The 22,615-nt window shown below is 37.1% G+C and carries 21 protein-coding genes and 1 tRNA gene; 12 read left to right on the top strand and 10 right to left on the bottom strand.

Annotated features, from left to right (window positions below):
• From CY0110_RS24295 to CY0110_RS24285, 3 genes are all read right to left on the bottom strand, one after another.
• On the bottom strand, positions 1-673 hold a 673-nt coding region (locus tag CY0110_RS24295), incomplete at its 3' end, for an FHA domain-containing protein (RefSeq protein ID WP_008278262.1).
• 1,071 nt (positions 674-1,744) lie between these two features.
• On the bottom strand, positions 1,745-1,975 hold the full coding sequence (locus CY0110_RS24290; RefSeq protein WP_008278261.1) for a hypothetical protein: 231 nt from the start codon (positions 1,973-1,975) through the stop codon (positions 1,745-1,747).
• 82 nt (positions 1,976-2,057) lie between these two features.
• Positions 2,058-5,513: an AAA-like domain-containing protein gene (locus tag CY0110_RS24285; protein WP_008278260.1), complete on the bottom strand. Its 3,456-nt coding sequence runs from the start codon at positions 5,511-5,513 to the stop codon at positions 2,058-2,060.
• Between the two features lie 188 nt (positions 5,514-5,701).
• Here CY0110_RS24285 and CY0110_RS24280 point away from each other — a divergent pair, with 188 nt between their 5' ends.
• The gene (locus tag CY0110_RS24280) at positions 5,702-6,829 is read left to right on the top strand and encodes a fatty acid desaturase family protein (RefSeq protein WP_008278259.1); all 1,128 of its coding nucleotides are present in this window, start codon (positions 5,702-5,704) and stop codon (positions 6,827-6,829) included.
• A gap of 35 nt (positions 6,830-6,864) precedes the next feature.
• Here CY0110_RS24280 and larC2 read toward each other — a convergent pair whose 3' ends face one another.
• Entirely contained in the window at positions 6,865-7,350 is a 486-nt protein-coding gene (larC2, locus tag CY0110_RS31685) for a nickel pincer cofactor biosynthesis protein LarC2 (RefSeq protein ID WP_035800556.1), read from the bottom strand.
• A complete protein-coding gene (gene larC / locus CY0110_RS31680; RefSeq protein ID WP_008278257.1) occupies positions 7,302-8,087 on the bottom strand; it encodes a nickel pincer cofactor biosynthesis protein LarC in 786 nt (261 codons plus the stop codon). Before larC ends, larC2 begins: the two co-directional genes overlap by 49 nt.
• A gap of 4 nt (positions 8,088-8,091) precedes the next feature.
• On the opposite strand from larC, the gene CY0110_RS24265 reads away from it, so the two are divergent.
• Genes CY0110_RS24265 through CY0110_RS24255 form a run of 3 tightly spaced genes read left to right on the top strand, consistent with a single transcriptional unit; the run spans position 8,092 to position 10,160 of the window.
• The gene (locus tag CY0110_RS24265) at positions 8,092-8,745 is read left to right on the top strand and encodes an L-threonylcarbamoyladenylate synthase (protein ID WP_008278256.1); all 654 of its coding nucleotides are present in this window, start codon (positions 8,092-8,094) and stop codon (positions 8,743-8,745) included.
• Positions 8,746-8,766: 21 nt separating this feature from the next.
• Positions 8,767-9,312: a dTDP-4-dehydrorhamnose 3,5-epimerase gene (rfbC, locus tag CY0110_RS24260; protein WP_008278255.1), complete on the top strand. Its 546-nt coding sequence runs from the start codon at positions 8,767-8,769 to the stop codon at positions 9,310-9,312.
• A gap of 8 nt (positions 9,313-9,320) precedes the next feature.
• Positions 9,321-10,160 carry an isocitrate lyase/PEP mutase family protein gene (locus CY0110_RS24255; RefSeq protein ID WP_008278254.1) on the top strand — a complete coding sequence of 280 codons (840 nt, stop codon included), beginning with the start codon at positions 9,321-9,323 and terminating at the stop codon, positions 10,158-10,160.
• Positions 10,161-10,533: 373 nt separating this feature from the next.
• On the opposite strand, the gene ftsH2 is transcribed toward CY0110_RS24255, so the two are convergent.
• The 3 genes from ftsH2 to petG form a co-directional block, all read right to left on the bottom strand.
• Positions 10,534-12,420 carry an ATP-dependent zinc metalloprotease FtsH2 gene (ftsH2, locus tag CY0110_RS24250; protein WP_008278253.1) on the bottom strand — a complete coding sequence of 629 codons (1,887 nt, stop codon included), beginning with the start codon at positions 12,418-12,420 and terminating at the stop codon, positions 10,534-10,536.
• Positions 12,421-12,718: 298 nt separating this feature from the next.
• Entirely contained in the window at positions 12,719-14,347 is a 1,629-nt protein-coding gene (guaA, locus tag CY0110_RS24245; RefSeq protein ID WP_008278252.1) for a glutamine-hydrolyzing GMP synthase, read from the bottom strand.
• A 389-nt stretch (positions 14,348-14,736) separates the two neighbouring features.
• Entirely contained in the window at positions 14,737-14,853 is a 117-nt protein-coding gene (gene petG / locus CY0110_RS24240) for a cytochrome b6-f complex subunit V (protein WP_008278251.1), read from the bottom strand.
• Between the two features lie 284 nt (positions 14,854-15,137).
• On the opposite strand from petG, the gene CY0110_RS24235 reads away from it, so the two are divergent.
• Positions 15,138-15,518: a c-type cytochrome gene (locus tag CY0110_RS24235; RefSeq protein WP_035800552.1), complete on the top strand. Its 381-nt coding sequence runs from the start codon at positions 15,138-15,140 to the stop codon at positions 15,516-15,518.
• 173 nt (positions 15,519-15,691) lie between these two features.
• Positions 15,692-15,778 (top strand) — tRNA-Ser (locus tag CY0110_RS24230).
• Positions 15,779-15,811: 33 nt separating this feature from the next.
• Here CY0110_RS24230 and CY0110_RS24225 read toward each other — a convergent pair.
• Together CY0110_RS24225 and CY0110_RS24220 are read right to left on the bottom strand one after the other, a co-directional pair.
• Complete coding sequence (locus CY0110_RS24225) at positions 15,812-16,279, bottom strand: DM13 domain-containing protein (protein ID WP_008278247.1); 468 nt, start codon at positions 16,277-16,279, stop codon at positions 15,812-15,814.
• Positions 16,280-16,413: 134 nt separating this feature from the next.
• On the bottom strand, positions 16,414-17,910 hold the full coding sequence (locus CY0110_RS24220; protein ID WP_008278246.1) for an ammonium transporter: 1,497 nt from the start codon (positions 17,908-17,910) through the stop codon (positions 16,414-16,416).
• 205 nt (positions 17,911-18,115) lie between these two features.
• Between CY0110_RS24220 and ribD the strand changes: the two genes are divergently transcribed.
• From ribD to CY0110_RS24190, 6 genes are all read left to right on the top strand, one after another.
• Positions 18,116-19,210, top strand: a complete 1,095-nt coding sequence (ribD, locus tag CY0110_RS24215) for a bifunctional diaminohydroxyphosphoribosylaminopyrimidine deaminase/5-amino-6-(5-phosphoribosylamino)uracil reductase RibD (RefSeq protein WP_008278245.1) — start codon at positions 18,116-18,118, stop codon at positions 19,208-19,210.
• Positions 19,211-19,305: 95 nt separating this feature from the next.
• Positions 19,306-20,973, top strand: coding sequence for an ArnT family glycosyltransferase (locus CY0110_RS24210; protein WP_008278244.1), 1,668 nt, complete (start codon positions 19,306-19,308; stop codon positions 20,971-20,973).
• A gap of 9 nt (positions 20,974-20,982) precedes the next feature.
• On the top strand, positions 20,983-21,486 hold the full coding sequence (locus tag CY0110_RS24205; RefSeq protein WP_008278243.1) for a hypothetical protein: 504 nt from the start codon (positions 20,983-20,985) through the stop codon (positions 21,484-21,486).
• A 17-nt stretch (positions 21,487-21,503) separates the two neighbouring features.
• On the top strand, positions 21,504-21,773 hold the full coding sequence (locus CY0110_RS24200; RefSeq protein ID WP_008278242.1) for an EF-hand domain-containing protein: 270 nt from the start codon (positions 21,504-21,506) through the stop codon (positions 21,771-21,773).
• Between the two features lie 42 nt (positions 21,774-21,815).
• The gene (gene rpmF, locus CY0110_RS24195; RefSeq protein ID WP_008278241.1) at positions 21,816-21,992 is read left to right on the top strand and encodes a 50S ribosomal protein L32; all 177 of its coding nucleotides are present in this window, start codon (positions 21,816-21,818) and stop codon (positions 21,990-21,992) included.
• 94 nt (positions 21,993-22,086) lie between these two features.
• Positions 22,087-22,356: a hypothetical protein gene (locus CY0110_RS24190; protein ID WP_008278240.1), complete on the top strand. Its 270-nt coding sequence runs from the start codon at positions 22,087-22,089 to the stop codon at positions 22,354-22,356.
• The last annotated feature ends 259 nt before the right edge of the window (positions 22,357-22,615 follow it).

Here is a 22,615-nt window from a genome sequence, read left to right as displayed (position 1 = left end):
CGACTTTCATTATTATTGAATATCCTCGAAGAATAGGATGATTTATCTGCGCTTGTTTTAAATCTCGAAAATGCAGTTTAGCTGATGAATTAGCATAAATAATATTTCCTTGATAATCAATTTCTAAGATAGGATTGGGACTTAACTCAATTAAAGAAACAAATTTTCTTAAATCTGAGGGGGAATGACTTAAATTTTGTTCAGCAACAATTACAGTCTGTTTCGCTAAATCGTTTGAAATTTGAGGAAGAAAAGAAGGAAAATTAGTTTTAGCTGAAACTCTAGGAAGAAGATTTTTGACAAAATCTTCACTTTTTTTTTGAAGAACATAGTAATTCGCTTGAGTTTCTGGCTCAAATTGAATAATATCACCATGTTCAAGCTTATGTTTGAAACACCTATTTCCATTAACAAATAACCCGTTACGACTCCGTTCTCCCTCTGGAATCCCATCGATCAGAAAAAAGGAAACCTCTCCTTCTTGACTAACTTCTTTAAGAATCGTTGCATGAAATCTAGAAATGGACTGAGATTTGATGACAATAGAATTTTCAGGAGACCGTCCAATGGAATATTGAGATTCTTCTAGATGAATAATTTGCTGATCATTAGTTAAATTAAAAGCCAAAATATAGTTTTTATTTTGACAAGTTTTTTTGAGATTCGCTATCATAATTTCCTTGAGGATTTATCTAAGGTGTACAGGTATTTAAAAACATTTCTTATTCAAGATCCTTGACGGTAATTCTATTTTTGATAGTATTAATACTAATAAATTGCTCACAATTGAGGCAATAAAAAGATATTGATAAATCCCAATTCTTTGAAGTGTTAATAAACTCATTTTTTTGATAATCTTAACTTGTTTCACTGGGATATCTATTTGAAGAAATAGATAATAATTTTTACATTTATAACTAAGATTAGCTTGCTCAATACTTATCAAGATTAGATATTATTTTATATTGAGGCTTCATAGCTTTTTCTGATGTACGTCGAATAATTTTTTCTGATCTCCGTGAATATCATGATAAAGTTATTACCTCTAAAAACGCTGTGAGCCAAATCTCATTAACCTTATGTTATTTGTCCTTGTCAAATTTAAAATTTTATGAGTAGGTAAGACAAGAAAGGTAGAAGTAATACCAAATCCGCTTATTTTAGTAGAGTAACGTTTTTTCTCCTCACTCCCTGCTCCGAAAGTTAATACTATACTATCTAAAGCGGATCTAGTATAAATTGGGGTATGGAAAGAATATGTACAAAATTAGCCACGGTGTAAAGTTCTGTCAATCACCATGTATAACTCATTTGTGACAATTTAAGGCTGTAAGCTAAATTTCGAGCCAGTTTCTTGGTACAAGAAGTTTTAAGGCAGAAAGCAGGAGTCAGGTGTCAGACGTACTTTAATCACTTTTTAATAAGTTGACATCAAAATAAAAGGCTTTTATCCGGTTCCTGTTCCCTATTTCCTCTCTAAACTAGCTAGTTTTATCGAAGGTGCAAGCTATGAGTTTATTTTGAAGCCTTTTTATTTTAGTTTTTAGTGTTAAATGTTTTCTGTCGATTGTCTTGGTGCGTGTTCCCTAGCGTCTTGATTAGGTAAATAAAGTCGCTTCATATACTGAATCATAAAGCAGATAATAAATTCTGAGGCAGTTGAACTCAAAAGAAAATCCTCTTGCCTCTTGTTTATCCTAACTAGCTAACTTTATTGAAAGTGCAAGATCCAAGTGCAACTATTTTAAAATTGACGAGTAATGGTTTCTCCATAGTGAACTAATTGTTCAATGTTTAATAAAGCTTCTTTAGGTTTATTTTCCTCTAATAACATTTGGGTATGATGAAGTTTATGAACTAAATTGTTAATCGCTTGAAATAATTGCTCTTTTTGTTCTAGCTGCTCAATAATTAAAAGAGATAAATTCTCTATAGATGAATGATTAGACGTTAGATTTGCAGAAGATAATGACATAAACAAAAAATGACAAGGTGAATAAGATTTCTATTCAATAATGACCATTAACTTGGAAAAGTGCCGTTGAATCTATCACATCTTATTGGTTAATTCCATCACAAATACGGCGATCGCTTTCTGAAAGATCAGCATTAAATTTTAAATAATCTTTAATCCAATCACAGCCATAACGCAATTCATCTAAGGCTAAAACTTCCTTTAAATCCCATAAAATAAGCATATTTTCTCGACTTCCCACTGCCAGTTGTTCACTATTGGGACTAAAAGCAATGGAACGAATCATACTGTTATAACCATACAATGTTTTAATAAGTTGCCCCTCAAGATCCCAAAATCTAACGGTCTTGTCATCACTTCCGGATGCTATCATCTCACCATTGGGACTAAAAGCGACAGTCCAAACCCTTTCTTGATGTGTTTCAAAACTTTGGAGTAACTCTCCCTGCCAATTCCACAATTTTAGGGTAGTATCTCGACTTCCTGAGACAATTTTACTGCCATCTGGACTAATAGCAACACTTTCTACTGGTCCTTCGTGTCCCTTAATCGTTTTCACTAAACTACCATCCAATCGCCAAATTTTAATGGTTTGATCACGACCTCCAGACACCAAATATTGACCATCTGGACTAAAATCCACACTTAAAACTCCCCTAGAATGTCCTGTAATGGTTTTAATTAAAGTACCGTCTTTGCGCCATAATTTAATGGTTCTATCTAAACCTCCCGATGCAATAAATTGACTATCAGGACTAATAGCAACGGTTAAAACCCAATCTGTATGACCCTTTAAGGTGCGAAAATTCTCCCCTTGATTACTCCATAATCTAACCGTTTCATCTCGACTTCCTGAGGCAAAAAACTGTCCATCGGGACTATAAACCACGGTAGAGACTCCATCGGTATGATCCCGAAGCAACATAATTGATTCTTCTTCAGGTCTCCATAATTTTAAAGTATGATCTCGACTCGCTGTAACCACATGAGTTTGATCCGGACTAAAAGCAACACCACGAATTTCTGCTTGATGTTCTAGAAAATCAATCCAAAGGGGTTTGTTCGGTTTCCACAGTTTAACGGTTTTATCCCAACTTGCAGAGGCCCAAAATGTATTGTGGGGGGCTACCGCTAAATCTAAAACCCCATCCCGATGACTACTAAACGAATCAATTAATTCTCCCTCAACAGTCCACAATTTAATGGTTTGATCTTCCCCCGCAGAAAAAAAGACCTTTCTTTTGGGTACAAATTCTATATCCATCACTGCACCCGAATGAGCGAAAATGGTTTTGATGAGGTTTCCATCTAGAGTCCATTGTTTAATGGTTCCATCTTCACTCGCAGAGAGAAAATAGCTATCATTCTCACTCCATTCCACTTCCCAGACCGTATGATTATGATCTTGAAAGGTTTTTAGTAATTGACCGTCTTTTGTCCATAATTTGATGGTATGGTCTTTGCTGCTGGAGAGAAAAAATTGACCATTATGACTAAATTCTACATCATAAACTTCTGCACTATGTCCCTTTAATTTGTTGAGTAATTTTCCTTCCACTGTCCAAATTTGGATATCATGGCCTGTGGCAGCAATTAAAGTTTGATCATCAGGACTAAAAGCAACATCATAAACGGGTTTATAGGTGAGGAGAGATCGTAACAGTTGACCCTCAATAGTCCAAAGTTTAATAGTTTGATCAACACTTGCAGAGGCAATCAATTGACCATTGTGGCTAAATTTACCTTTATAGACACGATTTTCATGGTCTGTCAGGGTTTTTAATAATTTTCCGTCCCGTTCCCACAATTTTAAGGTATGGTCCCAACTTGCTGTTACCAACATTTGTCCATCACCACTAATATCCACTCCCCAAACCCCATCTTTATGTCCCGTAAAACGATTAAATTGTAGGGAACCATATACCGCTTTTCCTAAAGCTCTTTCTACCTCTTGTTCTGTTTCTTTATCGTTTATCCTTAATCTTTGTAGCTTGCGTTTTGCTTTTATTGCTTCTATTAATGCGTCTAACCCCCGTTCAGCAATTAAATAACCTTGAGAAGAACGAGCGATCGCCCGAATTTCATTGAGAGTTGCTTGACGGTATTGGCTAACAGTCATCCAAATTAAACCACAGGATACCAATAAAGCGATGCTAATGACTCCAATTAATCGTTTTTGTGCTTTTAGCCTTTTTTCTGTTTCTTTTAAGCGTTCTGCTTCTAATTTTTGCTGACTTTCACGGCGATCGCAGGTTTCAGAGGCTGCTAAAAATTGATAGTCAAGATCGCTTAAACGGTGATCTTTTGCCCAGTTTTTCGCTTCTGCTAACGCTTGTCCTCGCAATAGTCGAGAGTCATCTTGATACTGGGACTTGACCCATGCTTGCAATGAGGAACTGTAGGGACGAAGACGATCCAATTGTTCATTAACCCAATCCCTATTAAACACCATTTCATAGATGGGGTTACGGACTCGTAAGGAAGATCCTCGTTTCTCCACTAACCCTGATAATAATAATTCCCGTTGTTCAAAGCTATTATCCAAAGGCATTTGTCCCGATTGTAAAATTTCGAGATAATGAGCAAGAATTCGGGCTATATTGGTTTCTTTCCGTAGAAGGCGATCGCGGATGGTTCTTAGGTGTTCTGGTTCGTCTTGGGTTTCCCAGTGGTCGATAATTTGCGATCGCACGATTCGTTCTATCCATTGGGGTACAGTTGCCGGGGTAAGGAAAGGAGGGGTTTCTCGAAGCACCATTTGACAGAGTTTTTGGGTTAGAAACGGCTGTCCTCCCGTCCAGTATAGGATTTCTTGTAAAATGCCTTGGGGATAGCTCAATGATTCCTTTAAACCCCCAATTAGAGGCTTAATTTCATGGGGTTGAAACCCTCTTAATTCAATAGCTGTCCCAACATTAAACGGGGTGCGCTCTTTAGATTGAATTAATTCTGAGGGGGTAGCAACACCGAATAAAGCAAAGGTTAAGCGATTATATTCTTTATTTTCTGCCCGTTGATTGTAACAAAAGCGAATGAATGCCCAAAAATCATCTACTGCAAAGGGTAATCCCAAGACACTATCAATCTCATCGATAAAAATAACAATGGGTTGAGAAGGAATAGAGGTTAAAAGAATATCTTGTATAAAATGGTCTAAGCGTTGAATGGGTGAGAAATCTGCTTGTTCACCCCACCAAGCTTTTAAATTAACTTTGCCAATGAGGTTAAACCCGCGCCACAATTCCCAGATTACCCCTTTATACCATTGTATGGGGGTTGTAGTTTCGCTACCAATACTGGTTAAATCTAAAGAAGCGCAGCGATAGCCTTCTTGTTGTAAGCGGTTTTTGATACGAACCCGAAGGCTAGATTTTCCCATTTGACGGGTATTGAGAACGTAGGAAAATTCGCCTTTTAATAAAGCTTGATAGAGTTGCTTATCCGCATGACGTACCACATAACTCGGTGCATTAACTCTCAGACTGCCACCTACTTGATATTCATAGGAAGAATCAGTTTGATTTAGGTCAGTCTTCATTAACTTTAAAACTAAGTATTTATGCTGATCATAGTCTATCAATAATTCCTATTTTTTACTACTATACGAACTATCATGAAAAAAAATCTCAATTATCAATTACCTAAAAACTTTAATTGATAATAAATAATTGAAGCTTGGAATGTGGTTTACAATAAGAAGGAATCTTAACCTTAACCTAAAAAAATATGTCCTCAAGGATTAATTGTCAGGAAAAATATTTTATTTCTCAAGCAGAGTACGCTAAACAAATACGACCTTTACTGCCGTCTGAAGCATTCAATCCAAATATTAATAAATTATGGATTTTATTGATTAATTTAGCTATTTTAATTTTAGGTTGGGGAATAGCTGATTATTTAGATCAATGGCGATGGTACTTTCTTCCGCTTTATTTACCCTTCAGTCTTATTATGGGAAATAGTGTTATTGTCTTACTATTTAGCACCCATGATTTATTACATAGTAAGACAATTAAAAACCCATTTTTGAGAAAAACAATTAGTTTATTTAGCTTGGCAATATTATGGATGCCTCCCACGTTATGGCACGCAGTTCATAACCGTGAGCATCATAATAAAACTAATTCTTTAGCTGATCCTGATCGCAACTATTTATTTAAGCAGCCTAAAAATTGGGGAAAATGGATTCAAAATCTCTTTGTTCCTTCTGTTGAAGTTCATCCCATTTGGTTAATTATTGGCAATGCTCATGCTTGGGGTGTACATACTTTTCGTAATCTTACATCGGTATTATTTTTTAATAACGGTTTAACTCAATATCCCCCTGCATCTTTTCAAGTAAGTAGCAAAGAACGTAAAGCGATCGCTCTAGAATTAGTCGTCATTATTGTCTTTCATTTAAGTGTTTTAATTTACTTAGATTTTCATCCAATTAAATTATTACTTGGCTATTTTCTTCCTGTTTGGATTGGCTATAGTGGCATCATGTTTTACATTTACACTAATCATATGTTATGTCGGATGACTCCTGTAAATGATCCCCTAGTTAATAGTATTTCATTGCGAGTTCCTAAAATTTTTGATCTCCTACATTTCAATTTTTCTTACCACACAGAACATCATATTTTTCCTAATCTAAACTCTGATTACTATCCTGTCGTTCAAGATATCTTACTCACTCACTACAAGGATAGATTTAATTTAATCGAAGCCCAAAAAGCCTGGTCTTTGATGTTAGAAACCCCTCGACATTATAAAGATGAAGAAACTTTTACCGATTGGTCAGGGACCAAGTCTGTACCCTGTCCTTTATCGGCAGAAAAAACATCTCCGAAAATAGTCTCTACAAAATAGTGTAGATAAGGCAAAAGAGAGTTTAATTGACCAAACTAATCAGTAAAAGCATCTAATACCATTTGTTGGATTTTTGTTAAAGGTTGATTATACTCTCTAGCCATAGTTGCACAATCTTCATATTCTGGTTGTACATTAATAATCGTTTTATTTTCTCCTTTTCCTTGACTGGCTATTTTAACTCTAATATCTCCATATTGTGTCTTGACTGTTTTAATTTCTCGGTCTAAAATTGAACGTTTTTGAATCGACTGACGAATCCCTAACGTAGTTGTTTCTCTAAAAATAATAGTCTCACAAACTTCTATTTTATCAACGGGACAAATCACCGTTAATAAGATACCTGGCCGTGATTTTTTCATCATCACTGACTGAGTAAATACATCTAACGCGCCAATATTCAATAAAACATCAAATAAATAACCAAAAACTTGCGGACTGAGATCGTCTATTTGGGTTTCTAATACTGCAACTATGTCAACATTACTGTTTTTTTTTCTGTCATCCTTTCCCCTATCCAAAGTCGTAAAATATTAGGTAAGGATAAGTCTTGTGAACCGGCACCTAACCCGACTTTTTCTAATATCATATTAGGCGGTTGACCAAAACTTTTAACTAATGTAACAGCGATCGCAGCCCCTGTAGGAGTGACTAATTCTTTCTCAATATTGTTACTATAAATAGGAACTTGTCGGGATTCCCATAACTTCAACACCGCAGGAACTGGCACCGGTAAACGGCCATGGGCAGCCCAAACTGTTCCCCCACCGGTTGGTAATGCTGAACAGTATAATTCATCTATGTCTAAATAATCTAACCCCAGACAAGTGCCTACAATGTCCACAATGGCATCCGTTGCCCCGACTTCATGGAAATGTACCTTTTCCGGTTTAACACCATGTACAGCCGATTCTGCAACCGCTAAACGACGAAATATATCTAAACTCCATTGTGTTACCCGTGACGGTAAATTAGCCTGTTGAATCATGCTCTCAATTTCAGGTAAGTAACGGGCAGGGGTATGATGATGATGGTGGCTTTTATGGGAGTCTTCTATCAATAATTCAACATGAACCTTAGTGGCTTGTTGTCCCTTGCGTTGTACTTTTTCTTGACTTAACTCATATTCGTGGTCAATATTTAACCCTTTGAGTTGCTCAATCAAGTATTCTAGAGGAACACCACTATCAACTAAAGCCCCTAAAAACATATTCCCAGCAATACCGGTTACACAGTCTAAATAAGCTATTTTGGTCATAATTATGGCTATTTTATACGATCTTCATCCCGAAAACCCCCAACCCCGTCGCATCGACGAAATCTGTGATTCCCTGAGAAAAGGGGCGATCATGTTATATCCTACCGATACAGTGTATGCGATCGGTTGCGATCTTAATAGTAAATCGGCTGTGCAACGGGTGCGACAATTAAAGCAATTATCCAATGATAAACCTTTAACGTTTTTATGTTCTTCCTTATCCAATATTGCTGACTATGCAGGGGTAACGGATGAAGCTTATCGTATTATGAAACGGGTGATTCCTGGTCCATACACTTTCCTATTACCAGCTACCAAAGCTGTTCCAAAATTAGTGATGAGTCCTAAACGAAAAACCACAGGGATTCGAGTTCCTGATCATCCTATTTGTCAAGCTATTTTAACAGAATTAAATAATCCAATTATTTCTACCTCTGCCCATTTACCCGATGAAGAGGGAGAGTTTCCTACTATTGGCTTAGAAAAAGCTAGATTGTTTGATATATTAGAAAGTCAGGTTGATATGATTATTGATAATAGTTTAGAACCTGGTTTTGACGTATCTACTATTTTAGATATGACTTCTGATCCTCCTTCAATTATTCGTCAAGGTTTGGGATGGGAAGCGTTACAAAATTGGGTAACCGTAGAAGTTTAATCTAGTTACCAGTTATTAATTATGAATGTAATTCAAACAAAAATCCCTGATGTTGTAATTATTGAACCCCGTGTGTTTGGAGATGATCGCGGTTTTTTTTATGAAAGTTATAATCAAAAAGCTTTCACAGAAGCAACCGGAATAGAACGAAATTTTGTACAGGATAATCATTCGCGATCGCAAAAAAATGTCCTGCGAGGACTTCATTATCAAATTCAACAACCTCAAGGAAAATTAGTCCGTGTTGTGGTGGGTGAAGTGTTAGATGTTGCTGTGGATATCCGCAAAAGTTCCTCGACTTTTGGCCAATGGGTAAGTTGTCTATTAAATGCAGAAAATAAACGTCAATTTTGGGTTCCTGAAGGGTTCGCCCACGGGTTTGTTGTCTTATCAGATGTTGCTGAATTTTTATACAAAACCACTAATTATTATGCCCCACCCTATGAAAGAAGTATTTTATGGAATGATCCCGATCTTTCCATCGACTGGCAATTAAAGGATGAACCCAAATTATCTAAAAAAGATCAAGAAGGTTCTTCTTTTAAAGAAGCAGAAATATTTGATTAAAATTGTTTATGAAACCAGCTAAAAAGTTACGTCAACTATTAGATCAACCTAGCATTCTAGCAGCTCCTGCTGTTTATGATTGTATTGGATCTAAGTTGGCCCAAAAAGCAGAATTTTCTTTTATTTTTACCAGTGGTTTTGGGATGTCAGCTTCTTTATTAGGACTGCCTGATCTGGGATTTTTAACAGCAACAGAAATGTTAAATCAAGTTAGAAATATTATTAAATCTGTTGATATCCCTGTTATTTGTGATATAGATACTGGGTATGGAAATGTTTTAAATGTACAAAGAACGGTAGAAGATATTGTTAGTTTTGGGGCAGCAGGTATTATCTTAGAAGATCAAGAATGTCCTAAAAAATGTGGACATTTTGAAGGAAAAAAAGTGATAGAAACTGAAGAAATGGTCAAGAAAATAAAGGCAGCAGTCAAGACTAGAAATAACAGTGACTTAGTCATCATAGGAAGAACTGATGCACGGGCTATTTATGGATTAGAAGAAGCCTTGTATCGAGGGAAAAAATATCAAGAAGCTGGCGCAGATATCATCTTTATAGAAGCCCCTCAAACTAGAGAAGAATTAGAAAAAATTAGTAATTATTTTCCTGATGTTCCTTTACTGGCTAATATTATTGAAGGAGGAAAAACACCTTGTTTCTCATTAGAAGAATTAGAAAAAATAGGCTTCAAGATGGTTGCTTATGCTTTATCAGGATTATTAAGTTCTACTAATTCTATGTTTTCCTGTTTCCAACAATTACAAGAACAAGGAAGAACCAATATGACTAATAATAGTTTTCAATTTGATGAGTTTAAAGATTTAATCGAGGTTAATAAATACAATTAAAAAGAGGTAATAAATTAGTATATAGCATTTCCCATACTTGTGAGGTACAAAGTTTTCTAGTTTTAGGAGTCACCAAGTCAGAAGTTGAATTTTAGGTGTACCGTTATGAGTTCGAGAAACAGTATATCCCTCTTAGGAAAATGGCATCTACCTAAAGATGATCCTTGTCTTTACAGTATGTTTACGTAAAACTCACATCTTGCATCTTGTTTAAAATTGGCTAGTAGTGAAAGGGTGTAGGGTATAGGGGTTTATTTTGACTCTAACTGTCTTAGAATTGATTTTTTTCTATTGAGTTTATTTGTACTGGTGCAAGATGTGAGTAAAAAAAAGACGCGATCGCCCGCGTCTTTTTTATTATATCTAAGCTAGTTTATAGCTGAGGCACAAACTGTTCTTTTTCAGGAACATGGGTGTATTCAGCCACAATTTGACGAAATTCTTTTCCATCGATAGTTTCCTTTTCAATTAATAATTCCACCAAGCGATCAATCACCTCACGGTTATCGCGAATAATTTGACGGGCTAATTGATGGCCTTCTTCAGCTAAGGTGCGAACCTGACTATCAATTTTCGTGGCTACTTCTTCTGAATATTCGGAACGGTTCATTAAACCACCCCCTAAGAAGACTTCCCCAGAAGAACTTTCTAAGGATAGAGGACCTAACTCACTCATTCCGAAACGAGTTACCATCTGACGAGCCATTTCTGTAACCTGCTGTAGATCGCCACCAGCACCAGTGGTTACCTCATCATGACCGAATACTTCTTCTTCGGCTGCACGACCCCCTAAAGCACCAGCAATACGGGCCATTAGTTGCGATTTAGTGGTTAATCCTTGTTCTTCGTTAGGAGTAAACCAAGTTAACCCTTGGGCCTGTCCACGGGGGATTAAGGTTACTTTCTGTACGGGATCATGATCCTTCACTAAGGTTCCGACAATGGCATGGCCAACTTCATGATAAGCAATGAGACGCTTACTCTTGCTATCTACTAAAGGAGTTCCTTCCATACCAGCAACCACCCGATCAACTGCGTCGTCAATTTCTAAGAGGGTAATAGCTTCTTTACGACGACGGGCGGTTAAAATAGCTGCTTCGTTGAGTAAGTTCGCTAAATCAGCACCACTAAACCCAGGAGTCCGACGAGCGATGGATTCAATGGAGACATCCGGGGCTAATTTTTTGTTACGGGCGTGAACTTCTAAGATTTCGAGTCGTCCTTTGAAATCAGGCGCATCTACGATAACCTGACGGTCAAAACGGCCAGGACGCATTAACGCAGAGTCAAGAACATCAGGACGGTTAGTGGCAGCAATAATGATAATACCGGTATTGCCTTCAAACCCGTCCATTTCCGTTAATAACTGGTTTAGGGTTTGTTCCCGTTCATCGTTACCGCCACCGATCCCAGCACCCCGTTGACGACCTACTGCGTCAATTTCATCGATAAAGATGAGACAAGGGGCGTTTTCTTTGGCTTTTTTGAATAAATCACGAACACGAGACGCACCCACACCAACAAACATTTCCACGAACTCAGAACCAGAGATGCTGAAGAAGGGAACACCAGCTTCTCCTGCGATCGCCTTCGCTAAGAGGGTTTTACCCGTTCCTGGAGGTCCCACTAATAACACCCCTTTAGGAATACGCGCCCCAACAGCGGTGAAACGTTCCGGTTGTTTTAAGAAGGTGACAACTTCTTGTAATTCTTCTTTCGCTTCATCGATACCGGCCACATCATCGAACATGATGCCGGTTTTCGCTTCCATTTGAAAACGAGCCTTAGACTTACCAAAATTCATGGCCTGGCCTGGTCCCCCTGGCATATTGCTAGAACGACGGAAGAGGAAGAATAAAGCCCCAATGAGGAGAATAGGGAATAATAAATTGCCCAAAAAGCCCCATAATGCTCCTTCATTGCGAACAGGATGAGATTCTAGCTGTACATCAGATTTACGTAACTTAGCCACTAAGTCAGGGGCATTCATGGGAAGATCAACCCGCGATCTTTGTACCCGATCTTCAATTTCAGGGTCTACAGCTTGTACAATAGCAGTGCGTCCTCCTTCATAGAGATCCACACTGAGGATACGGCCAGCATCTAAATATTCTAAGAAACGCCCGTAAGTCATACGGGTGTTAGCTGTGTTATTGCCCATCTGGGTTGAAGCAGAAGGGAAAGCCCCTTGCCAGAGGAAAAAACCCACCACTAGAAGTGGTACAGTCCAGAGTAATAGGGTTCTCCAAGATATTTTCATAGGTTAAAGTTTCTCGTAAGTTATCAAAAATTGATTTCTTTAATACAAAATGCTTCTTTTGTCAAGAAGTTAAAGATAAAACATCGGAATTTTGCTTAATTTGCAGATCCAACTTAACTAAATTTAACGTAATTCTCAGATTAGTTGCAAGTTTTTCTGATTTCTCTCTCTCCATTATCCTATTTTCATCACCTTAAGCTCTGACCAAATGGCTTTCATTCTTTTTGCAATCACTCATTTTTTGCTTTCCTGAAAATAGTAAGGGTTTAGCATTGCTAAACCCCTGTTACCTATTTATTTACTCCCATTCAATAGTTCCTGGGGGTTTAGAGGTGATATCATAAACCACACGGTTAACCCCTTTCACCTCGTTGACAATTCGATTAGAAATGGTTTCTAAGAGGTCGTAAGGAACTTTTGACCAGTCTGCGGTCATGCCATCTTCACTGCTAATGAGACGGAGTACAATGGGGTGGGCATAAGTGCGTTGATCTCCCATCACTCCAACGCTACGAATGGGTAAAAGAACAGCAAATGCTTGCCAAAAGTCATGGTACATTCCTTGTTTACCGATTTCGTCCCGTACGACAAAATCAGCGTCTCGTAAGATATTTAATCGTTCTGAGGTCACTTCCCCAATAATACGAATCGCTAACCCCGGGCCGGGAAAGGGATGACGGCGTACAATTTCTTCAGGTAACCCAATCGAACGCCCAACTTTGCGAACTTCGTCTTTAAATAACTTTCGCAAGGGTTCGACTAACTTAAATCGTAAATCCTTGGGTAAACCGCCTACATTGTGGTGACTTTTAATCTTAACGGCAACCCGTTCCCCTGTTTTTGGGTCAATATTGGTATCTGCCGATTCGATCACATCGGGGTAGAGGGTTCCTTGTGCTAAATAATCAAAGGGGCCTAGACGTTTTGATTCTTCTTCAAACACTTGGATAAACTCATGGCCAATAAGACGACGTTTTTTTTCTGGGTCTATTACGCCTTCGAGTTGTTTTAAAAAGCGATCGCGAGCATTAACATATTCTACAGGGATATGAAACTGTTTATCAAATATGTCCATGAGGCGTTCAGGTTCCCCTTTCCGCATAAATCCTTGATCGATAAACATACAGGTTAAATTATCTCCAATGGCCTGATGTAATAAAAAGGCCAGGGTAGAAGAGTCCACACCGCCAGATAAAGCAAGTAATACTCGTTTATCCCTTACTTTAGCCCGAATTTCACGAATAGTTTCATCGACAAACGCTTCTGTTGTCCAGGTGGGTTCACATTCACAAATATGATAAACAAAATTACGAATAAGGGCGATCCCATCTACCGAGTGAACGACTTCAGGATGAAATTGTACCCCAAAGAGTTTCTTTTCATGATCAGCGATCGCAGCACATAGGGTATTCTCGGTATGGGCTAAAATAGAGAAGCCCTCAGGAAGACGAGTACAAGAGTCTCCATGACTCATCCACATGATTGAACCGTCTTCTACATTAGTTAATAAGTCTGTGGGGTCATCGATACGCAGGGATGCTTTACCATATTCTCCCCGTACCGCTTTTTCAACTTGTCCCCCAAGTTGTTTAACCATTAACTGCATTCCGTAGCAAACCCCTAATACGGGAATACCTAACTCCCAAATATCAGGATCGCATTGAGGAGCGCGATTGTCATAGACCGAGTTAGGTCCCCCCGATAGTATAATACCTTTGGGATTAAGTTGGCGTAATTTTTCGGCTGTTGTGCGATAAGAGAGAACTTCAGAATAGACTTGGGTTTCTCGAATGCGACGGGCAATTAATTCTGAGTATTGAGAACCAAAATCAAGGATAACTATCATTTGGCGATCGAGACTTTTATCAAGGGTATTGGTGGGTAAAGTCTCTGGTTTATTGGGAAGGGAAGAAGTTTGAGTAGTCACGTTTTGAGGATGGAAAAAGTATAGCTAATGCGGAGATAATTGTTTAATAAATTATCATTAAATAGTTTTGTTAGTATAGCACCATCTTTTAGATTATTTTAAGCTAGACATCTAAAGTTATCCTTATTTTGACCTAAGAAAATTAAGGTTATTGATACCTGAGTTCAATATTAGAAAATTGATAGATAACTAACCAACTGACAAGTCTCAAACCTTCAGGATCTCGTTTCTAAAATCATGACTCCGAACTCCTAAGTGAGGCGATTGATGGGTTAATTTTTCCTTGTCATTAATTTTTACACAAAACCCCATTCTTGAAGGATGGGGTTTTTTTAGGTTACTAAACAAATAGTTAATGGTGAGAGATAAGTATCAGGCTCGTTACACAATTAATCTAGGTTAAGTTGATTACCGCGTTTATATTGTAAATACGCAGCAACGAATAAACCAGCTAAGGTAATAGGAATAAGACCTAAAACAATGCCTAAGAGTAAAGGTTCAATCATGAAGTTTCTCCTCATTGAGATGAATGATAACTATCCTATGGTACTGGAGAAGGTTGTCCCAATTCTAGGGGTAGAAAAAAGTTTGCTTCGCCATTCTAGATCGTTGAGAGTTCTATTTATGCTCTTGGATCAAAGTTATTGACCTCATTTTGTCAAACTTTTTTTAAGAAAATTAATATTATGGGAAAAATTACCGTTAAATTGTTACATCAGTTAACGAGACTAGCTTTTTACCTCCAAAACATTGCAAAATGTAAAGAGAAGGCTAAGGCAATCGCCCTTGAATCACCGTGACTGAACAGTTAATCCAACCCAAGGATGCTATCCAACGAATAATTCTAATTATTTTAGGCATGATTTTTCTGGCTATCATCATCGTAGTTGGTTGGTATCTTCATGAAATTTCTGATCCTTATATCAATGAAGTGTTATCCCGTCAAGGAGATGTTAGTCGAGGACAGGCGATTTTTGAGATTAATTGTGCTGGTTGTCATGGAATAGAGGCTGATGGTATCGTTGGGCCAAGTTTGCATCGGGTTCAGAAACATAAATCTAAAGTAAGTTTGATCCAACAAGTGATCAGTGGAAAAACGCCACCTATGCCAAAATTCCAACCCAGTTCCCAAGAAATGGCTGATTTATTGAGTTATTTAGAAAAATTGTAAGTCAGATTAATAGTGATCAATTCAATTACTAGGTACAAATCGCTGTGACTATTGTCTGGTCTGCCGTTTCCTGTTGTTTTATCATACCTAATTACTTTTGACTGGCAATTCTATTGAAGAAAGGGTTAAAAAAGTTTATTAATGGTGTATAATGAATATTTGTGACCCCATAAGGAGAGGTGGCCGAGTGGTTGAAGGCGCAGCACTGGAAATGCTGTTTAGGGGTAACTCTAACGAGGGTTCGAATCCCTCCCTCTCCGTTTCAATCAGTTATCAGTGTTTTCAGAATAAGTTTAGGACAAGGAAGCATAGGCAAAAGTAACATTAAATTTGCGACACCAGATGCCTACTGATTTTAAATCATCTAAATCAATATTGTCAGGAATTTCGTAACGTTGTGAGCCATTAAAGCTTTTTAGTTTAGCTAAGGTAATATAATTTTCTTCAGAAACATTGAGAGGGACTTTATTACCCCGATAGAGAATAATTTGTACGTCAGGACCTTGAGCAGTCGTAAAATCAGAATCAAAGTCTAAATAACGTTTCCCATTAAGACGAATCACACGAACTTGACCCGTGGTTTGATGATCTTGTTCGACAGTAATAAAGTCACTTGAAGATAATACCGAAACTTCTTGAGCCATTAATTGATCTTTTGTCTGATTAGCCCAAGCTTGAGAAGAAAATGAGGGTAAGAAAATAGCAGAAGCAAGTAATAAAGAAGAAGAAAGACCAAAAGCAGCAAAACGGTGTAATTTCATCGGTGTCACCCCTTAATTTGATTTAACACTTTCTACTATGAAGTATCAATCTGAGAAGAATCTGGGATTTTTCTGAGAACAAGATAAAAAAAAGTCCGCCATGATAGCGAACTTATCATTGATATGGAATTTACCTACATTCCGGCTCCTGTGGGAATATCGTCGTTAATACTAGAAGAACCTGAACCCCCAAATCCATCGGGTTCTTTAACAAAGCCATGATAGGCTTCCATGCCATGTTCTCCAATGTCAAGGCCATTGAGTTCTTCTTCAGCACTAACGCGGATACCCATTGTGGCCTTGAGGGCAGTCCAGACAATAGCGCTAAAAGCAACAGTAAATGCGCCAATGGCAACGATCCCAATAATTTGATTAATCAGTTGAGTGATACCGCCACCGTAAAATAAACCAGTTTCCATATTAAATAAGCCAACGGCTAAGGTTCCCCACATTCCATTGACCAAGTGAACAGAAATTGCACCAACGGGGTCATCTATTTTGAGAACCGAATCAATCAAACTAACAGAATACACAACGATGACACCAGCAACTGCACCGATGATCACAGCACCCCAATAGGATACCCCATCGCATCCGGCGGTAATCCCTACTAACCCGGCTAAGATACCATTAATAATCATAGAAAGGTCAGGTTTACCGTCTTTTGCCCAAGCAACAAGGGTTGCAGCAACACCACCGGCAGCGGCCGCTAAGTTGGTGGTAACAGCAATATAGGGAACGGCACTATCAGCAGCTAACTGAGAACCGGGGTTAAAGCCAAACCAGCCGATCCAGAGAATAAGACAGCCCAGGGTTGCGATACTCATGTTATGGCCAGGAATCGCTTGAGGACGACCATCCACATATTTACCCATTCTAGGACCCAATATAGCTGCCCCCATTAAAGCAGCCCAACCCCCAACGGAGTGAACCACGGTAGAACCAGCAAAGTCGCTAAATCCAAGAGAACCTAACCAACCGCCACTCCAAACCCAGTGACCGGTAATAGGATAGGAAATCCCAACTAACAATAAACTGAAAATTAAGAAGTCAGTAAACTTGATTCGTTCTGCCACTGCCCCTGACACAATAGTGGCTGCAGTTCCAGCAAAGGCTGCTTGGAATAAGAAAGCGACAGAGACAGGAAGTCCAACAGGAAAAGGATCAAGGCCATAGGCAGCTGGTTCTCCACTGAGAAACCAACCCCCAAACCCAATAATGGGATTTTCAGGGCCGCCAAACATTAGAGAATAACCGATCGCCCAATAAGCAAGCGTGGCTAAAGCAAAAACAATTAAGTTCTTAGCGAGTATATTAACTGCGTTCTTGTGACGACAAAAGCCGGTTTCTAACATTCCGAAACCAGCATTCATGAAAATGACGAGAATCGCTGCAATCAGTACCCAGATAGCGTTGAGGGTTCCTTGCAGTTGCTGAATTGCCCCAGGGGTTGCCTCGGTAATAGCGAATACATCTATTTCTACATCTTGAGCAACAACAGCCTTATTCACAACAATAGTAATAAGGGCTGCTAAAGGAATACAAGCAATCCAATAAGGAGAAAAGGGTTTAGCAATCGTTTTTAACGGTTGCCATTGAGAAACGTCTTTTTTTGTTCGTGTTGATACCATTTTTAGGAGATGATTAACAAAATCATTAACACTGGAAATGACTAAATTGTTCGTTAAATGTTTTTTTAGCAGTCATGTCCTTATTTAGTGTATAAACTCTAAAGAGAATCCCCTAATTTCGTCAAGGTCACTTAATAATTATCTCTAATTTTTTGTTACAACCTTAACAAAAATAGGACTTAGCATAACTCCGAATTCCGAACTTATGATAATCCCAGACAATGTTGATCAACAAATGATGCAAAGATGTTTAACCTTAGCCCGTCAAGGTTTGGGTTATACCTCTCCTAACCCTTTGGTGGGTGCGGTTATTGTTAAGGATGGGAAAATTATTGGAGAAGGATTTCACCCAAAAGCAGGAGAACCTCATGCAGAGGTTTTCGCTTTACGAGAGGCGGGAGAAAAGGCAGTTGGAGGAACCGTTTATGTCAATTTAGAACCTTGCAATCATTATGGTCGCACACCGCCCTGTACAGAGGCATTAATTTCGGCGAAAGTCGCTAGGGTAGTGGTAGGTATGGTCGATCCTAACCCGTTAGTTTCAGGAAAGGGCATTGCGAGATTACAGGAGGCAGGAATAGAGGTTACAGTCGGGGTTGAAGAAGCAGCCTGTCTCCGCTTAAATGAAGCTTTTTGTCATCGCATTCTTAATAATCAACCTTTTGGTATCCTGAAATATGCCATGACCCTTGATGGTAAAATTTCCAGTAGTACAGGCCATAGTGCTTGGGTAACAGGAACAAAGTCTCGGCAATTGGTTCATCAAATTAGAGCGGGTTGCGATGCGGTGATCGTTGGAGGGAATACGGTACGCCGAGATAATCCTCATTTAACCATTCATCAAGTTACTGGGGTTAATCCTTTGCGAGTAGTCATGAGTCGCAACTTACACTTACCCGAAGAAGCTAATCTCTGGAATGTTGACATTGCACCAACCATTGTTTTTACGGAATGGGGAAACAATCCTTCTCTACAAACTAAATTACGAGACAAGGGGGTAGAAGTGATTGAATTATCCCCTTTAACCCCTTCTCAGGTAATGGATATTCTCTATGAACGACAATTATGCAGCGTTTTGTGGGAATGTGGGGGAGTTTTAGGGGCTGAAGCTATTACGCAACGGGTTATTCAAAAAATTATGGCATTTATTGCACCAAAAATCATTGGCGGTTTCTCTGCTGCTTCTCCTGTGGGAGATTTAGGCTTAGATAAAATGTCTGATGCTTTACCATTACAAAATGTTAGTTTTCGTCAAGTGGAGAGAGATATTTTAGTCGAAGGATATTTAGAGGCGATTTAGAATTGAATATTATTTATTACATTACATAAATTTAAAATTTTATTGAGCGTTGTTAACACAAGTGTTTCTAAAATTCCTTAACCTAATTAGCTATAATGATTCTACAAAAAATAAATTTACTAAATTCTATTTTTTATAAAAAAAAATCTTCAATTAATCAGTTTTTATCAGTATTTTTAATATTATTGCTTGGTTTATTATTTCGTTCGTTGATTGCTTTTTGGCTGTTGCCTGGTTATGATGAAGGCTATTATTATCTCTATACCAAACATCTAGATTGGAGTTATTTCGATCATCCAATTTTTGTTGCTTTAACTACTGGTTTCGGTATTTGGTTAACGGGAATTACATCCCCTTTTACCTTGCGTATTGGTACTTTAATTTTATATACAGGCAGTTTGTTTTTATTATACTTAACCAGTTGTAAGTTGTTTGACCAAACTGCAGGAAAAATAGCGTTAATATTAGGATCAATTATTCCTATTTTTCAATTAGGTTTTGGGATTATTACTCTTCCAGATAGCCCTTTAATTTTTTTTTGGTCGGCTGCTTTATATTGTGCTACTGATGAGTTTTTTACAAAACGCAATCAAACTTATTTACCAAGTTATCGTCTTAGTCTTTTAGGGATTTTAATCGGATTAGCTTGTCTAAGTAAATATCATGGTTTTGTCCTAGGATTATGTTTAGTTGGTTTTTGTTTAAGTAGTAATAATCACCGTAAAGCTTTAATTTCTCGTTGGACAATTTTAGGATTATGTTTATTTATTATAACTTTATTTCCTTTATTATTTTGGAATTATCAACATGATTGGATCTCTTTAAAATTTCAGCTTTCTGATCGCTTTTTACCTGTACCTAATGCTCCTGAAAAATCTTATAATATTCTCAATGCTTTAGGTGTATTAGGCATAAACATTGCTCTACTGTTTCCAACTATTGGATTTCCCTTATGGTGGGTAATGAGTAAAAGCTTATATTTTGATGTTTATCGATTATTATCTAAGAAAAAAAATGTCAATAATTTAAGTGACAAAAAATTATTCATTTATTGGATATCTTTACCTTTAACCTTGGGTTTAATTATTTTAGGAGGTAAAGAACAAATATTAGTTACTTGGCCAATACCTGGTTATTGGGGCATGATTTTACTATTAGGATTATATGGAGAACAATGGCTAAACTATTCAAAAAAATGGGTAAAACGATGGTTATTTGGTAGTGCGATCGCGATTAATACTATTTTAGTATTATTATTACTACATCTTAATACAGGAACTTTATTTATATCGAGTCATAATGCTATATTGGGAGGATTTTTAACCCCTGAAACTGATCCTACAACTGAATTAATTGATGTGAAAGAATTTAGAAAACAAGTAATGAAATCTCCTGTATTACTAAACCATTTAAAACAGTCAGATTTTTTATTTACTAATGCCTATTATTTAGCAGGATTAATTGACTTAGCATTAGAACCATTACATGATATTCCTGTTACTTGTTTTAGTTACGATAGACGGGGTTTTTACTTTTGGCCAGATACGGATCAATGGATAGGAAAAAATGCCCTTTATATTACTTTAAAACGGTTTCATGAAATGCCAGAATTGACTGATGAATTTAGAGCCTTTTTTACAGAAATGAAAGAAATCGGTAAAATAGAAATTAAGCGAGGAGGTGTAATTGTTAATATTTTCTATTTCTATGAAGCTAATAACTTGTTGAGATCTTATGTAGCAACAGAAAACTCTATTCGATAACTTGAAAAAATGACCAAATTTGGAGCAATTTACTTATCTTATAGTCGAGATCAATTTGATATAGATGAAATTAATAATATTGCCTCTATTTTAGTCAAAGAAGGTTATCAATTTCCCGTTCGTTATCATCAAGAAACCCCTTGGATACAACTTTATGTAAATGAACCAGAAAAGGTGATTTCCTACGGTAAAAAAATAGCTCAAATTTTCCCAAATCAAAAAATATTAGGATTAGCAGCTTATACGGTATCAGATTCAGTTAGTTTTTGCTATTTTCAAGGTAAACAAGTTATCCGTCTTTTACAATCAGGATTTATAACAGAAAGACAGTGGGAAAAAATAGAAGGAAAAAAGCAACCCTGGGAAGATAAAATATTGAATAAGTTAACCTTAGAAATTGGTACAAAAGGAATGGTGAGTTATAATATTAATCAAATTGGAGTATTATTAAATTTACCAGGGTTTGGTATTCCTCAACCTGGAGAACCTTGGACAATACAAATTAGTCATTAATAGAGGTGTTACTAATCATGACCATTCCCTTAAATAAACATGAAACCGAAGAATTAAAAAAGTTTTTTGATGAAATTGATCAAGATAATAATGGTAAGATTGATCGACAAGAATTAAAACAATTATTAGAAACCATTTGGGGAGAAAATACAGACCTTAATATTAGTAAAGCGGTTGAATCAACCTTTAATAAATGTGATCTCAATCAAGATGGTTTTATTACGTTTAATGAATTAACGTCTTTAGCAAAATCAGACCCTATTAGTAGCGACTCAACCGAAAAATAACGTATAATAGAAAGGTTGTGTAATTTTTTATGTTTAAGTCCTATGGCAGTCCCTAAGAAGAAAACATCCAATACAAAACGAGACCAACGTAAAGCTCACTGGAAACGTAATGCAGCTTTAGAAGCACAAAAAGCTTTATCTTTAGGTAAATCTGTTCTATCTGGCCGTTCCAATAGTTTTGTTTATCCTCAAGATGAAGAGGAAGACGACGAAGAGTAACGATTTTCTTAACCTCATTGGCGATCGCTGTTGCATTGATTTTTCAAAAATAGCGATCGCTTAATTATATTTTAAGGTCAATCTGAAATAATATATGAGTTTTTCATCTCTAGGCTATCAAATAATCAAAGATTGTTTTTCTTCTTCAGAATGTGATGAAATTATCTATAACGTTGAAGGAATTAAATTAGTTGGAACTCGTTGTTTATTACAGTATCAATGGTGTCAAAGTTTAGCAAAAACTGTTAAACAAAGACTAATTAACTATTTACCAAATATTGAAAAATTACTACCTGTACAATGCACCTATTTTAACAAATCTATTTATATGCCAAAAAACAAGGATTCATGGCAAAAAATTTAACCCCAATAATATAGTAAGTTGTAAAAGCTAAACCAGCGATCACCCACACAATTTGAACTTGTCTATTGACCAAACTATGGATTAATCTTAAAGTAAGAATCTTAAGATCGCATCTTAGCTTATTGGCGTATGATTGAAAGATTATATTCTTTTAGGTTACGCAATAAGTCTAATTTGGGTACTATTAGAGTGAAACTAAGTAAATAAATATTATTAATTTAATAGCTAGGTTATTTTAAGAATTTTGTTGTTTTATATA

It is taken from the genome of Crocosphaera chwakensis CCY0110, assembly GCF_000169335.1.
In the GTDB taxonomy this organism is placed as follows: domain Bacteria; phylum Cyanobacteriota; class Cyanobacteriia; order Cyanobacteriales; family Microcystaceae; genus Crocosphaera; species Crocosphaera chwakensis.
The sequence above is the reverse complement of the archived record's forward strand: the minus strand, read 5'-3'. Positions and strand labels throughout refer to the sequence as shown.